Source organism: Marinimicrobium sp. ARAG 43.8 (assembly GCF_050113635.1).
GTDB lineage: Bacteria > Pseudomonadota > Gammaproteobacteria > Pseudomonadales > Cellvibrionaceae > Marinimicrobium.
Genome location: NZ_JBNJLT010000006.1, coordinates 193,635 through 207,951 on the forward strand (window position 1 = coordinate 193,635; position 14,317 = coordinate 207,951).

At 58.9% G+C, this 14,317-nt stretch carries 14 protein-coding genes and 1 riboswitch; of the genes, 4 read left to right on the plus strand and 10 right to left on the minus strand.

What is annotated here, in order from left to right; all coding sequences use genetic code 11:
• Positions 1-13: 13 nt before the first annotated feature.
• Complete coding sequence (gene guaB, locus ACQCLF_RS13015) at positions 14-1,486, minus strand: IMP dehydrogenase (RefSeq protein ID WP_426987949.1); 1,473 nt, start codon at positions 1,484-1,486, stop codon at positions 14-16.
• 137 nt (positions 1,487-1,623) lie between these two features.
• On the opposite strand from guaB, the gene xseA reads away from it, so the two are divergent.
• The gene (xseA, locus tag ACQCLF_RS13020; RefSeq protein ID WP_426987951.1) at positions 1,624-2,961 is read left to right on the plus strand and encodes an exodeoxyribonuclease VII large subunit; all 1,338 of its coding nucleotides are present in this window, start codon (positions 1,624-1,626) and stop codon (positions 2,959-2,961) included.
• Positions 2,962-2,975: 14 nt separating this feature from the next.
• On the opposite strand, the gene ACQCLF_RS13025 is transcribed toward xseA, so the two are convergent.
• Positions 2,976-3,266 carry a SelT/SelW/SelH family protein gene (locus tag ACQCLF_RS13025; RefSeq protein ID WP_426987953.1) on the minus strand — a complete coding sequence of 97 codons (291 nt, stop codon included), beginning with the start codon at positions 3,264-3,266 and terminating at the stop codon, positions 2,976-2,978.
• Positions 3,267-3,333: 67 nt separating this feature from the next.
• A riboswitch (TPP riboswitch) is annotated at positions 3,334-3,456 on the plus strand.
• Between ACQCLF_RS13025 and thiO the strand changes: the two genes are divergently transcribed.
• The 3 genes from thiO to ACQCLF_RS13040 all read left to right on the plus strand — a co-directional run bounded on the left by thiO (position 3,446) and on the right by ACQCLF_RS13040 (position 5,572).
• On the plus strand, positions 3,446-4,564 hold the full coding sequence (gene thiO / locus ACQCLF_RS13030; RefSeq protein WP_426987955.1) for a glycine oxidase ThiO: 1,119 nt from the start codon (positions 3,446-3,448) through the stop codon (positions 4,562-4,564). (Overlaps the previous riboswitch by 11 nt.)
• Positions 4,557-4,760, plus strand: coding sequence for a sulfur carrier protein ThiS (gene thiS, locus ACQCLF_RS13035; RefSeq protein ID WP_426987957.1), 204 nt, complete (start codon positions 4,557-4,559; stop codon positions 4,758-4,760). The genes thiO and thiS overlap by 8 nt, the downstream gene beginning before the upstream one ends.
• On the plus strand, positions 4,760-5,572 hold the full coding sequence (locus tag ACQCLF_RS13040; RefSeq protein ID WP_426987959.1) for a thiazole synthase: 813 nt from the start codon (positions 4,760-4,762) through the stop codon (positions 5,570-5,572). Before thiS ends, ACQCLF_RS13040 begins: the two co-directional genes overlap by 1 nt.
• 40 nt (positions 5,573-5,612) lie before the next feature.
• Here ACQCLF_RS13040 and ACQCLF_RS13045 read toward each other — a convergent pair whose 3' ends face one another.
• From ACQCLF_RS13045 to pilW, 8 genes are all read right to left on the minus strand, one after another.
• Positions 5,613-6,506 carry an AEC family transporter gene (locus ACQCLF_RS13045; protein ID WP_426987961.1) on the minus strand — a complete coding sequence of 298 codons (894 nt, stop codon included), beginning with the start codon at positions 6,504-6,506 and terminating at the stop codon, positions 5,613-5,615.
• 6 nt (positions 6,507-6,512) lie between these two features.
• Positions 6,513-7,916, minus strand: coding sequence for a ribosome biogenesis GTPase Der (der, locus tag ACQCLF_RS13050; RefSeq protein ID WP_426987963.1), 1,404 nt, complete (start codon positions 7,914-7,916; stop codon positions 6,513-6,515).
• Between the two features lie 135 nt (positions 7,917-8,051).
• The gene (gene bamB, locus ACQCLF_RS13055; RefSeq protein ID WP_426987965.1) at positions 8,052-9,215 is read right to left on the minus strand and encodes an outer membrane protein assembly factor BamB; all 1,164 of its coding nucleotides are present in this window, start codon (positions 9,213-9,215) and stop codon (positions 8,052-8,054) included.
• Positions 9,212-9,913 (minus strand): YfgM family protein, encoded by a 702-nt coding sequence (locus ACQCLF_RS13060; protein WP_426987967.1) that lies wholly within the window; start codon positions 9,911-9,913, stop codon positions 9,212-9,214. Before ACQCLF_RS13060 ends, bamB begins: the two co-directional genes overlap by 4 nt.
• 56 nt (positions 9,914-9,969) lie before the next feature.
• Entirely contained in the window at positions 9,970-11,256 is a 1,287-nt protein-coding gene (hisS, locus tag ACQCLF_RS13065; RefSeq protein ID WP_426987969.1) for a histidine--tRNA ligase, read from the minus strand.
• 93 nt (positions 11,257-11,349) lie between these two features.
• Entirely contained in the window at positions 11,350-12,474 is a 1,125-nt protein-coding gene (gene ispG, locus ACQCLF_RS13070; RefSeq protein WP_426987970.1) for a flavodoxin-dependent (E)-4-hydroxy-3-methylbut-2-enyl-diphosphate synthase, read from the minus strand.
• A gap of 22 nt (positions 12,475-12,496) precedes the next feature.
• Entirely contained in the window at positions 12,497-13,510 is a 1,014-nt protein-coding gene (locus ACQCLF_RS13075) for a RodZ domain-containing protein (protein ID WP_426987972.1), read from the minus strand.
• A gap of 7 nt (positions 13,511-13,517) precedes the next feature.
• On the minus strand, positions 13,518-14,312 hold the full coding sequence (pilW, locus tag ACQCLF_RS13080) for a type IV pilus biogenesis/stability protein PilW (RefSeq protein ID WP_426987974.1): 795 nt from the start codon (positions 14,310-14,312) through the stop codon (positions 13,518-13,520).
• Between the last annotated feature and the right edge of the window lie 5 nt (positions 14,313-14,317).

Genomic DNA, 14,317 nt, shown 5'->3' on the forward strand with positions numbered 1-14,317 from the left:
TGCGTTTAATGGGTTAGCGGCCTACCGGATAGTTGGGGGCTTCTTTGGTGATTTGTACGTCGTGGACGTGGCTTTCACCCATGCCGGCGGCGGTCACTCGGACGAACTGCGGTCGGGTGCGCATGTCGTCGATGCTGTGGCTGCCGGTGTAGCCCATGGCGGCGCGCAGTCCGCCCATCATTTGATGGACGATGACGTTGAGCGGGCCTTTGTAGGGTACGCGGCCTTCAATGCCTTCCGGTACCAGTTTTTCGGCACCTTCGCTGGCGTCCTGGAAGTAGCGGTCGCTGGAGCCCTGGGTCTGGGACATGGCGCCCAGGGAGCCCATGCCGCGATAGGCTTTGTAGGTGCGACCCTGGAACAGTTCGACTTCGCCCGGTGCTTCTTCGGTACCGGCAAACATGGAGCCCATCATGACGGTGTGGGCGCCGGCCACGACGGCTTTGGCGAGATCGCCGGAGAAGCGAACGCCACCGTCGGCGATGACGGGCACGTCGGTGTCTTTCAGCGCGGCCACGACGTTGGCGATGGCGCTCACTTGCGGTACGCCCACGCCACTGACGATGCGGGTGGTGCAAATGGAGCCGGGGCCGATGCCGACCTTAACGCCGTCCGCACCGGCTTCTACCAGTGCCAGGGCGGCTTCACCCGTGGCGATGTTGCCACCGATTACTTGCAGCTCCGGGTATTGGGCTTTAATACGCTTGACGCGTTCCAGCACGTTTTTAGAGTGGCCGTGCGCGGTGTCCACGACGATGACGTCAACGCCGGCCTGAACGAGGGCTTCCACGCGGTCATCGGTGTCGGGGCTGGTGCCGACGCTGGCACCGACGCGCAAGCGTCCTTCCGGGTCTTTGCAGGCGTTGGGGTATTTTTCCGCCTTGTTGATGTCCTTGACGGTAATCAGGCCTTTCAACTCGAAGTTGTCGTTAACCACCAGGACTTTTTCAATCCGGTGCTTGTGCAGCAATCCGCGTACTTCGTCGTTGCTGGCGCCTTCTTTTACCGTAACCAGACGATCTTTCGGCGTCATGATGCTGGCCACTTTGGCCGCATGATTGGTTTCAAAACGCACATCGCGACCGGTCACGATGCCCACCAGATCACCGTTGTCCAGCACGGGCAGGCCGGAGAAGTTATTCTGGCGGGTCAGCGCCAGCAAATCACTGATGGTCGCACTCGAATCAATCGTGATGGGGTCCTTGACCACGCCGGCCTCAAACTTCTTGACCTGACGTACCTGCTGGGCCTGCTTTTCGATACTCATGCTTTTATGGATGATACCGATGCCGCCTTCCTGCGCCATGGCGATGGCCAGACGGGCTTCGGTGACGGTATCCATAGCAGCGGAGATCAGCGGGATATTCAGTTGAATGCCACGGGTCAACCGGGTCTTCAGGGAGACGTCTTTGGGCGTGACGTCTGAGTAGCCCGGCAGGAGCAGAACGTCGTCAAACGTGAGGGCTTCTTCAGCAATACGCAACATACAGCCAACCTTGATCCTGAGTTTGAGTAAACCGTCAATTATACACGCGAGAGGGCCTCCGGGTAAACGGGTCCAATGCCAGCAAAAGCCCGCAGCGCGCGGCCCCCGCGTTCACTTCATCAGGTATAATGCCGGGCATGTTTAATGATGATGCCCTCTCCCCCGCCCAGGAACGCCAGGTGCTTTCGGTCAGCCAGTTGAATCGGCGCGCCAAGCAATTGCTGGAAACCCACCTTCCCCTGCTTTGGGTCGAGGGTGAAATTTCCAATCTGGCTCGCCCGTCATCCGGGCACTGGTACTTCACGCTGAAAGACGACGGCGCCCAAGTGCGCTGCGCCATGTTCCGGGGCCGCAATCAATCGGTGCGCTTTCAGCCGCAGCAGGGGCAGCAGGTGTTGTTGCGGGCCCGCGTCAGCCTGTACGAGAATCGCGGCGACTACCAGTTGATCGCCGAACACATGGAAGAGGCCGGGCACGGAGCATTGCAACGGGCCTACGAGGCGCTCAAACACAAGCTCTCGCAGGAGGGGCTGTTTGATCAGGAGCGCAAGCGCCCTCTTCCCGCCCTGCCACGTCATATCGGGGTGATTACCTCCGGCACTGGTGCCGCACTGCGAGATATTCTCACCGTCCTTAAGCGTCGCTTCCCCGGCATTCCCGTCACGCTGATTCCGGTGCCGGTTCAGGGTAAGGAAGCCGCACCCGCCATCGTCGACGCCCTGGCTCTGGCCAATCGGGCCGGGTTGTTTGATGTATTGATTGTCGGTCGCGGCGGCGGCTCCCTGGAAGACCTGTGGCCGTTTAATGAGGAAGCGGTGGCGAGAGCCATCGCCGACAGCGAGGTGCCGGTGGTCAGCGCCGTGGGGCACGAAGTGGATTTCACCATCGCCGACTTTGTCGCCGATCTGCGCGCACCCACGCCTTCCGCCGCTGCTGAGCTGGTGGTACCGGACGCCACAGAATGGCTCGCCCGCTTTGCGGGCTATGAACAACGGCTCGCACAGCTAATGAATCGTCGGTTGCAGGCAGAGCGCCAGCAGGTTCAACACCTGGGCAAGCGCCTGCGTCACCCCGGCGAGCGACTGCAACAACAAAGCCAGCGCCTGGATGGACTTGAACTGCGTTTGAATCAGATCATGCGCCAGAAGCTGTCCCTCTCCCGGCAGCGCGTGGAAGGCTTGACCCTGCGTTTGCGCACACGCCGACCGGACATGCGCGTGTGGCGACAAAAAATGGACCAGTTGGACGAGCGCATGCAGCGGCAAATGCAACACACGCTGCAACAGAAACGCCAACGCTTCGCCGAGGCCAGCCGGTTACTGCACAGTGTCAGCCCGTTGAGCACCCTGGAAAGGGGGTACGCGATCGTACACACAGAAAGCGGCGATGTCGTGCGGGACGAAGCGCAATTGAATACCGGCGACCGAATCCGCACACGGGTGGCACACGGGGAAATTATCAGCCGCGTGGAATAAAACGGCGGCCGGTGTTAGTGATTGCTGTGGCGATCACTGTGCCCCAGATCCCGCTCGGGAGAGACTCGGTCGCGCACCAACTGCTTCACTTCCTTCGCTTCAGGAAAACGCCCTTCCGCCCGACGCGAATACAGCAGCACACCATCACAGCGAACCTCGAAGATACCGCCGGTACCCGGCACCAGCGCCACTTCTCCCAGCTCACCGTTATCAAACGTGGTCAACAATTCCTGGGCCAGCCAGGCCGCCCGCAGCAGCCAGCGACACTGGGTACAAAATTCGATTTCAATACGGGGTTGGGCCATGGGGTTCCTCGCGTTGACTGCCGTGAACATTGCCGTTGATTCTACCATTGCCAGTGGTTACTATTGAGCCCACTTGTCGGGGTGCCCCGTCGCGTCCATCACGTCACGCGTCGAGCTGAGATCGGTCGAGCCGAAACCCGTTGAACCTGATCAGGTTGATACCTGCGGAGGAAACAAGCATGTCCGGTTCTGAATCCATCGGCATTGCCGGTGCCGGCCTGTTAGGCCGACTGCTCGCCTGGCGCTTATTGCGCCTCGGTTACCGCGTAACCCTCTACGACGCTGGCGCCCCCGATGCGCAACAGGCCGCTGGGTGGACAGCCGCCGGCATGGTGGCGCCCCTGAGTGAAGCCGTGGTATCGGAACGCCCGGTTTATGAGATGGGCCTTTACGCACTCAGTCGCTGGCCCGAGTGGCTGGCACAGTTGCCTTTATCCTTCTCTCAAGCCTCAGCCTCTCCGCAATCCCTGTGGAATCACAACGGCAGCCTGGTGGTGGCCCACTCCCAGGACGAGGCCGAGCTTTACCAATTTCATCGCGAACTTCAATTCGGAACCGGCAGCGCCGACGGCTACCAGTGGCTGAACGATGCGGAATTACAGCGGTTGGAACCCGATCTCAGCCACCGTTTTCAACGGGGGCTGTTGCTGGAGCACGAAGGGTTTCTCGATAATCGCGCGCTGCTAGCGGCGCTGCTCGACGCCATTGAAACGCTGGGAGGCACCACCCACTTCCACACGCCGGTAACCGTGGATGACACCACCTTGTGCAGCGCTGGCGGACCGGATCGCTTCGACCGTGTGGTGGACTGCCGGGGCGTGGGCGCCAAGCCCGACCATTCCGATCTGCGCGGTGTGCGCGGTGAAATCCTGCACGTACACACCCGGGACTTAACCCTGCAACGCCCCGTGCGCCTGGTACATCCGTGCTACCAGTTGTATGTGGTTCCCAAACCAAACCAGCACTTTGTTATCGGTGCTACCCAGATCGAAAGTGAAGACCGCTCTCCCATGACGCTGCAATCTTCACTGGAGCTGAGCAGTGCGCTGTACACCCTGGCACCGGCGTTCGCCGAGGCGCGCATTATTGAGCAATCCGTCAACTTGCGTCCCACGTTTGCCGACAACAACCCGCGCATCCAGCGGCGCGGTCAGCACATCAGCGTCAACGGCCTGTTCCGACACGGCTACCTGCTCGCCCCTGCGGTCGTTGAACAGGTGTTAACCCATTTCACCGGCAGCGATGACACGCCGTTCGCCGCTTTTCTGCAAACTGAAGAGGATGCCGGATATGATTAACGTCAGCTTGAACAATCACGCCACCGAACTGCCGGACAATACACCGCTCAGCGAGGCGCTGACGCAGTGGCAATACGGCGGCAAAAAGCTTGCCGTCGCGATTAACGGCACCTTTGTACCGCGCTCGCAATACGCGCATTATCGTCTGCAAGAAGGCGATCAACTCGACATTGTACGACCTGTGGGAGGCGGCTAATGAGCACGACCCAATTACCGGCCTGCGACGCCGATACGCTGACGCTGTATGGCGAAACTTTTCAAAGCCGCTTTCTACTCGGCACGGCGTTGTATACGTCGCCAGCGGTCATGCGCGATGCCATTCATGCCTCGCGCTGCGACATCGTCACGCTGGGGCTGCGCCGACAAAATCCGAACGACGGCGGCGGCGATGCCTTCTGGCAATATATTCGTGACTGCGGTTGCCGGTTACTGCCCAACACCGCCGGCTGCAAAACCGTCAAGGAGGCGGTCACTCTGGCCGAAATGTCGCGGGAAATGTTCGAGACGCCCTGGATTAAACTGGAAGTGGTGGGCGACGACTACAATCTGCAACCGGACCCCTTCGGTCTGATCGAGGCCGCCCGCGAACTGATAAACCAGGGGTTTAAGGTGTTGCCCTACTGCACCGATGACTTGATGGTCGGCCAGCGGCTGCTGGATGTCGGGTGCGAGGTGCTGATGCCCTGGGGGTCGCCCATCGGAACGGGTCAGGGATTATTGAACCGCTACAACCTGCGAACCTTGCGCGACCGTTTACCGAATACACCACTGATTGTGGATGCCGGTCTCGGCGCTCCTTCACAGGCCGCCGAGGCGATGGAAATGGGTTTTGATGGTATTTTGCTGAATACCGCTGTCGCCAAGGCACACCGCCCGCCGCTGATGGCCGAAGCGTTTGCCGATGCCATTGACGCTGGCCGCAAGGCATTTCACGCGGGGTTAATGGAAAAACGCCAGACCGCCAGCCCGAGTACACCCACCATCGGACAACCGTTTTGGCATCAGTAAAGCGACGCCGACCGGAGAGGTCTTAGAGAACGTAGAAAACTTATAGCAACAAACTCCACAGCGGCACCGTCAACAACGACAGCAGCACACCGTAACCGACCACGGTAGACACCAGCCTCGGCGCCAGTCCGTGCGCCATGGCCACCACGCCAGCCGATATCATCGACGGCATAGCTGTCTGCAACGCCACCGTCTGGGCCGCGATGGAGTGCCAGCCCAGCAGCGCAAACAGCGCAAATACCAGTGCCGGTATCAGGATCAACTTGTACCCCAACCCAATACTGGCCGGTGCCAGATGCTCACGATCCAGTCGCAACTGCCACTGCAACCCTACCGCGACCATCACCACTGGCACCAGGCTTTCACCGATGCGGCTGGTGGTGTAACGCAACCATTCGGGATACTCCATGGAAAGCGTAAGAAAGGCCACCACGAGCGCAATCAACGGCGGAAACATCACGATGGATTTACCGAGTTCCCGCCACGAGGTTTGCTGCCCGCTGTACCAGGCCGCCACAATAACTGCATAAGTATTCAGCGCAATCACCGTACCGGTTTGATCGTAGAGCAGCGCGTAGGGAATCGCCTCCGGTGGCAGCAAGGCTTCAATAAGCGGCAAGCCGATGAATGAGGTGTTGCCGAGCACGATGATCAACATCAAAGCGCCGGTCACCCCGCGGGACCAGTTTAGCCAACGCGCCGTCAACCACACCAAACAGGCGGTAAACCCCATCACCAGCCAGGACGCAACCACCGGCAGCAATGCGCGTTGATCCAGCGTGAGCTTGGGCAGTTCAGTGAGAATGACCGCGGGCAACGCTACGTAGAGCACGTAAAGATTCAGCGCTATACCGGCATCTTTCGGCATTTTCCGCACACGCTGTAAACCCAGGCCGATGCCCAGGCAAACCACGATTAACAACAAGTGTGCCATCGGTGCTTATGAGCCTTTGCGCGGACGCCGACGATCCTTGGTTGCACTGCTGAGCTTGCTGCGCCCACCATTGTTTTTCGGCTTCTTGCGGTCGGCATAGGGGTTATCACTGGAGCGGAACTCAATACGCACCGGTGTACCTTCCAGGCCCAACACCTGCCGGAAGGTTTTTTCCAGATAGCGCGCGTAGTGATTGGGCACGGAGGCGGTCTGGTTGCCATGAATCACCACAATCGGCGGGTTGTGGCCGCCGGGGTGCGCGTAACGCAACTTGATACGACGCCCGTTAATCATCGGCGGCTGATGTTCACGAACGGCGTCTTGAAGCACACGGGTCAGGAAGTTGGTGGAAAACTTCTCCGTGGCGGAACGATAGGCGCTCTCCACGGATTCATACAGATGACCGACGCCCGTGCCATGCAGTGCGGAAATAAAATGGATGTTGGCAAAATCCACAAAGCGCAACCGGCGCTCCAGTTCATTGCGCACGTATTGTTTGTGACCGTCCTCCAGACCATCCCACTTATTCAGCGCCACCACCAAACCTCGACCGGCATCCAGCACATTGCCCATCAGGTGCAAATCCTGATCCACCACGCCTTCGCTCGCATCCATCACCAGAATGGCCACATGGGAGTCGTCAATCGCCTGCAAAGTCTTGACGATGGAGAATTTTTCCACGGATTCCGACACATTTTTGCGCCGACGAACGCCCGCCGTATCGATCAGCGTGTAATGCTTTTCAAAACGTTCATAGTGAATATAAACGCTATCACGAGTGGTGCCCGGTTGATCGTAAACCACCACCCGGTCTTCGCCCAGCATGCGGTTCACCAGTGTGGATTTGCCCACGTTGGGGCGCCCCACAACAGAAATCTTGATGCCCTGCTCCACGGGCGAACTTTCGTCTTCCTGCGGCGGCGGTAAATCTTCCACCAATTGGCTCATCATGGTTTTGACGCCACGACCGTGCGTCGCCGTGGTGGGAAAAATCTCGCCCAGGCCCAGCTCGTAAAACGGCGCCAGTGCCAGATCCGGATCTACGCCGTCAATTTTGTTGGCCACCAGATAGGTTTTCTTGTTCTGCACCCGCAGGTGACGGGCAATCATGTCATCCGCTGCTGTCAGACCCGCTCGGGCGTCCAGAATAAACAACACAATGTCGGCTTCCTGGATAGCCAGCAGCGACTGGCCGGCCATCACGCTGTCGATGCCTTCTTCCTCGCCGCTGATCCCGCCAGTGTCGATCACCATAAAGCGCCGCCCGTCCACCTCAGCTTCGCCGTATTTGCGATCCCGGGTCAGACCGGCGTAGTTGGCCACCAGGGCGTCGCGACTGCGAGTCAGGCGATTAAAGAGTGTGGATTTGCCCACATTGGGGCGGCCCACCAGGGCAATGACTGGAATCATAAAAGCGGTATCGGGGGTTGGTGAGAGCAAAGGCGCCTAGGATAGCGGATTGGCGAGATTTTATACAGGGGAAAGAAGTGGAAGAGAAGCAACAGGCGAAGCCTTCGGGCTTCGCCTGCGGCGAGCAGGGCGGGCCTACTCCTCGTCGTTGATTGACTCGATTCGCAGCGCCACCAGACGCCCGGAATCCGCCAATACGTACAGAGTGTCACCATTGCTGACCATTGTGCCGGAAATACTGCCCCGATCAATGCGTTTACGAGCGGCAAATTCGCCATCCGAGCGATTCAGGAAATGCAGGTAACCATCATAGTCGCCGACCACCACATAATCGCCCAGCACCTGGGGGCCGTTGAGGTGGCGACGCAGCATTTGATCGTTCTCCCAGCGTATTTCGCCGGTGCTGGTGCTGTAGGCGCATACCACGCTGTCGGCCTGCGAGAGATAGAGCGTCCGTCCGGCCACGGCCAGATCACGGTGCGTTGAGGCCTCCTGTGTCCAGATTGCCCGCCCGCTGTTGCGACTGAGCGCCATTACATTGCCCTGAAACGAGGCCGTGTAGATGACGTCGTCCACCAGCAGCGGAGCGGCATCCACATCCACCATGCGTTCAATTTCAGAGCGCCCCTGGGGCAGCGCCACGCGGCGCTCCCAGAGCACCAGACCGTTATTGGGGTTAAACGCCATGACCTTGCCAGTCGCGAAACCGACGATCACCGCCGAATCGGTCACCAGAGGCGTAGCGGCACCGCGAAGCGTCAGTACCGGAGGCGGACTGTCGTACCGCCACAGGCGTTCGCCATTTTCCGCGTTCAGTGCATACAACTGCCCGTCCATGCTTTGCGCCACGGCTATGCGGCCATTGGTTTGCGGCACCGACAGCACTTCACTGGTCAGCATGGTACGCCACAACTCTTCACCGTTTTCATTGGACAACGCCACGACTTCGCCCTGGCCGGTGCCGTAAAGAAGGATGCCCTGATTGCTGCTGATCCCGGCGGTAATGGGATCGCGCGTCTTGACGCGCCACAAGCGCTTGCCGTTTTCGCGGTTAAAGGCGTAGACCTCACCATCGGTATCCGCCGTGTACAAACGATCACCATCCAGCGCTGGCTGTAGCTTCACCACCGCACCATCGGTGCCGTCGCCCGCGCCGCTGCGCCAGACAACGTCAACCTTGGCCGAGGGTTCAAATTCCACCAGATCCACTGGCTCTGTACCGTCTTCTTTCGAAAACAGTGCACAACCTGACATCGTGGACAACAACAGGCCGCAAAGCGCTAGTGCGCGTAACCTCATGAAGCATTCTCCTCGGTGGCCGGTGCATTGCTGACATCAACCGGCCGGACATTATCGAGTTTCATTTGCAGCAGCCTGTAACGATTCTGCTGCTGCGCATCCAGCGATTCCATAGCACTCTGGTAAGCATCGGCGGCGGCGTCATTGTCGCCGCGAGCTGCCAGCACATCACCACGTGCCTCGGCATATTGAGACACCAGGCTCTGGGCCGGGGACGCTTCGTCAAGCACGCTTAACGCGCCGTCCAACTCGCCCTGCCCTGCCAGAACCCTGGCCAGGCGCAGCCGTGTCAACTGTGCAACGGCCGCTTCCGGCTCCTGATCCAGCACCCAGCGCAGCTCCCCGGCCGCCGTTTCCAGATCGCCTTCGTCCACCGCCCACCGGGCGTGCATCAAAGCCGCATTCACACCGTAGGCGCTATCGCTGTAATCGGCTTTAAGCTGCTCGGACAATTCCACGGCGCGGGCACGGTTTTCATCGGATATCGCTTCGCCTTCGTCGACCGCCAAAGTATCCAACAGTTCCGTATAAAGCGCAGAACCGGCTTCGGCGGACTCCTGTTGCTGCGTTTGATAGCTGGTCCAGCCAAAATACCCGCCAGCGGCAATCACAATGGCCGCCACGATCCACTTGCCATTTTCCTTCCACCAGCGCTTGAACGCCTCAAGCTGTTCTTCTTCGGTCAGATGATCGCTCACGATGTGCTCCTGTTATTGTGCAATATCAAAAAATCTGAATACTCGGGCCCGAACGGTTACAGACAATACTCCGGCCAGCGTTCCTGCAACAGCTGAATAACGTCATCGACGTTCAATGTCTGCTGTGGCTGCTCTTCACGCAGGTACTTTAGCGTTAACTGCCCGTTGGCCATCTCTTCCTCACCAAGGATCAGGGCCAGCTCCGCGCCACTGCGGTCCGCCTTTTTCATTTGGCTTTTAAAGCTGCCGCCACCGCAATGTGTGAGCAACGGCAAGCCCGGCAGGGCGTCGCGTAACTGTTCAGCCAGGGTCAAAGCCCGTGATTGTACCTCACCCACGGCCACCAGGTAGACCTGTATGTGACGATCCAGCCCTTCCGGCATCTGGCCGGTGGCCTGCAACAACAGCAACAGGCGCTCCAGGCCAATGCCAAACCCGATGGCCGGCGTCGGTTTGCCCCCTAACTGTTCGACCAGTCCATCGTAGCGGCCACCCGCACAGACGGTGCCCTGGGCGCCCAACGCGTCGGTCACCCACTCAAAGGCGGTCTTGCCGTAATAGTCCAGGCCGCGAACCAGTCTGGGGTTGACCTCAAACGAGACACCCGCGTCGCGAAGCATGGTCTGTAATTGTTCAAAATGCGTTTTGGAGTCCTCATCCAGGTAATCCAGCAATACCGGCGCGCCATCCAGCAGGGCTTGTGTCTCCGGGTTTTTGCTGTCCAGAATGCGCAGCGGGTTGCTGTCCAAACGGCGCAGGCTGTCATCATCCAGCGACTCTTTGTGACCGTTTAAGAACGTCACCAGCGCGTCCTTATAGCGGGCGCGGGCCTCGCTGCTGCCCAGGCTGTTCAGTTGCAACGTCACTTGGTCGGCCACGCCAAGGTCACGCAGAATACGGGCACTCAACAGTAGGACTTCAGCATCGATATCCGGGCCAGCCATCCCGAATACTTCCACACCCAGTTGGTGGAACTGGCGGTAGCGCCCTTTCTGCGGGCGTTCGTGACGAAACATGGGGCCGGTATACCAGAGCCGCTGAGTCTGGTTGTACAGCAAGCCGTGCTGCTCGCAGGCGCGCACACAGCTGGCCGTGCCCTCGGGGCGCAGCGTCAGGCTATCGCCGTTGCGATCCTCGAAGGTGTACATTTCCTTTTCGACGATATCGGTCACTTCACCAATGGAGCGTTTGAACAGCTCGGTGCTCTCAACAATGGGAAAGCGAATTTCCCGGTAACCGTATTGCTGGAGAATCGTCTTCAGTACGTCTTCCAGGTATTGCCACTGCCCGGAGTCGTCCGGTAACAGGTCGTTCATTCCTCGAATGGCTTGAAGCTTTTTCAAAGTGTATCCCTAAATCGTTCTGTTCTACGCGTAGGCATTCTACGTGCGGAGTGTGCGTGTGGGGTGTATGTATGGTGTTTTCGGTTGCCGGGCTCACGCCCGGGCAATGACATTCTCTTTGTCTTTTTCCAGACGTATCTTTTTCTGCTCGGCTTTCTCGCGAATCAGTCGCTCGAGATTGTCCACCAGATCCTCATTGCCGAGTTTCTGGCTGGGCGCACCGTCTATATAAATCAGATTGTTGGGCGTGCCGCCCGCCAGGCCGAGATCGGCCTCTTTCGCCTCACCCGGACCATTCACTACGCAGCCAATTACCGCGACGTCCAGCGGCACCGTGATATCTTCTACGCGCTGTTCCAGCTCGTTCATGGTTTTAATCACATCGAAGTTCTGGCGCGAGCAGCTCGGGCAGGCGATAAAGTTCACGCCCTTATTGCGCAGCTTCAGGCTTTTGAGCAAATCCCAACCAACCTTCACTTCTTCCACTGGGTCCGCTGCCAGTGAAATCCGCACAGTATCGCCGATACCGTCCATTAACAGCGCACCCAATCCCACTGAGGATTTCACCGTGCCGGACCGGAGGCCCCCGGCCTCGGTAATACCCAGGTGCAACGGTTGATCAATTTCTTTCGCCAGTTGCCGATAGGCGCCCACCGCCATAAACACGTCAGAGGCTTTCACGCTCACTTTGAAGTCGTAAAAGTTCAGCTGATCGAGAATATCGACATGGCGTAGCGCGGATTCCACCAGTGCTTCCGGCGTTGGTTCTCCGTACTTTTTCTGAAGGTCTTTTTCCAGGGAACCCGCGTTGACACCGATGCGAATAGGGATGCCCAGATCGCGGGCCTTGTCCACGACGGCGCGAATGCGTTTCTCCCGACCGATATTGCCGGGGTTAATGCGCAGACAGTCTACGCCCAGGTCCGCTACCCGCAGCGCGATGCGGTAATCAAAGTGGATATCGGCCACCAAAGGCACTTCGACTTGTTGACGGATTTTGCCGAAGGCTTCCGCCGCCTCCATGGTGGGCACCGACACGCGCACGATATCCGCACCGGCCAGTTGCAGGCGCTGAATTTGCTCGACGGTAGCGGCCACGTCCATGGTGTCGGTGTTGGTCATGCTTTGCACGGAAATCGGGGCGCCGCCACCCACGGGTAAGTTGCCCACCATAATCTGGCGGGACTGACGACGTTTTATCGGCGATTCACTGTGCATAGAAAAATCCTGTGAAATCAGATCAGGGGTTAGCGCTGACGGTCAGCGTCATTAACCGGCCATTCGAGGGGGGTGTGAACTCGAACGCCTCGCCATTCAGCACGACATCCACAGCCGAGGAGTTGCCCAGCTTGACGGTAAAGGGCGCCTCACCATTCAGGGTCAGGTCCCGACCTGCCTGGAACAGGTTGGTTTCCAGCACGTCACCGCGACTGTCCGTGACTTCCACCCAGCATTCATCGCTGAAACTTAACTGCAATTCATCCAGAGCCGCTTCGAATTCGGCGGCAGGCTCAGCAGCCCGGCTAGCGGCAAGGGGTTCTACATTATCAGGCACCGAACTTGCGGCGGAGATCTCCTCTCGCGCCGCGTCAGTCGTCATGTTGGGAGCAGGCCCAGCGGCATCGGACGCCGAGGGTTCACCACGGTCCTCAACGGTGCGGGTTGCAGCAGCGGTCTCAGAAACCGGGGCCGAATCAAGGTTGGTCACCGCAGCAGTCTGGGTCGCCGTCCCTTCAATGGCGCCTTCGCCTGAGGTGGCGGAGGAACGGGTAGAAGGCGCTTCATCCATCGGCTCCGCAAAGCCCACCGGTTCCGATGACATGGGACGGTTGCCCAGAAACCATACCGAGAGCGCCCAGATGCCGGCGAGTAACAACAGAATCCAGATGGCGAATTTCCACAAGGAGCGATTCTGCGCTGGCACATTGATCTGCAACGGACTCTCTTCCGGCCCGTCGCCGAAACCGGCCGCGCGCCGGTGTGCCTGATAGGCCTCCAGAACAGGCGCCGGGTCCATACCCAACAGCTTGGCGTAGGTGCGCAGGTATCCCCGAATAAAAATATCGGAATGCAGCCGTTCATAGTCGTCTGCTTCCAGGGCGCGCACCTTGGTCACGGTCATACTCATTTCGCGTGCCACGTACTCTTCGCTCAGTTTGGCGTCCTCACGAGCGGCTTTGAGCATGGCGCCGGGCTGCGGTGTCGGCTCTGCGTCCGGCACCTCGGAATCAGGTGTATTCTCTTCGGCTGACATCAGGACCTCATTGAATCATGTCGCGTTTGTATTCCAGATACTCTTCGGAATAGGGAAAGCGATTTTTCAACGCCAGTACGTAGCTGGCTTCCTTATCCTTGTTGCCAAAAATCCGCTCGATTTTGATTCCCAACAGTAGCGTGCGGGCTGATTGACCCGCGATTTCCGTGTACTGGTCCAGGTAACGCTTCGCCTCGGCGTACTCCTGTTCCCGGAAGCTGATATCCGCCAGTTCAACCAGCACTGAAGCCAGGCGACGATCCAGCATATAGGCATGTTCAAACGCCGCTCTGGCCCGGGCTTCACGCCCCAGCTCCAATGCCGAGCGACCGAGATTCAGCAGCGCCCGCGCGCGACTGTCGTAATTGAGGTCTTCACTGACGATGGAAAACTGCTCGTAGGCTTCTTCATAACGGCCCTGCTGGTACAAAAAAGCACCGTAATTATTCCGTGCCTGGGAAAAACCGCTGTCGCGGCGCAGCGCCTGCTTGAAGCTGGCCTCCGCCCGCTCCATTTCACCTTCCAGTTGGAATAACATGGCCTGAGCGGCATAGGCTCTGGGCGAATTCCGTTCCAGCTCGAAGGCTTTCTGAATGTGGTGACGGGCGGATTCGCGATTGCGGTTTTCGATGTACGCCATAGCCAGACGGTAATGCGTATCGAGTGCGGCCTTGCGATCCACATCCGGGCCGGAGTTCTGAGTGACACACCCGGACACTCCCAACACGATACCCAACAACATCAGAGAAACAACGTACACTCGCCCAAACCTCATGGCCGCTGTACTGAGTGATCTGGTCATTGCTG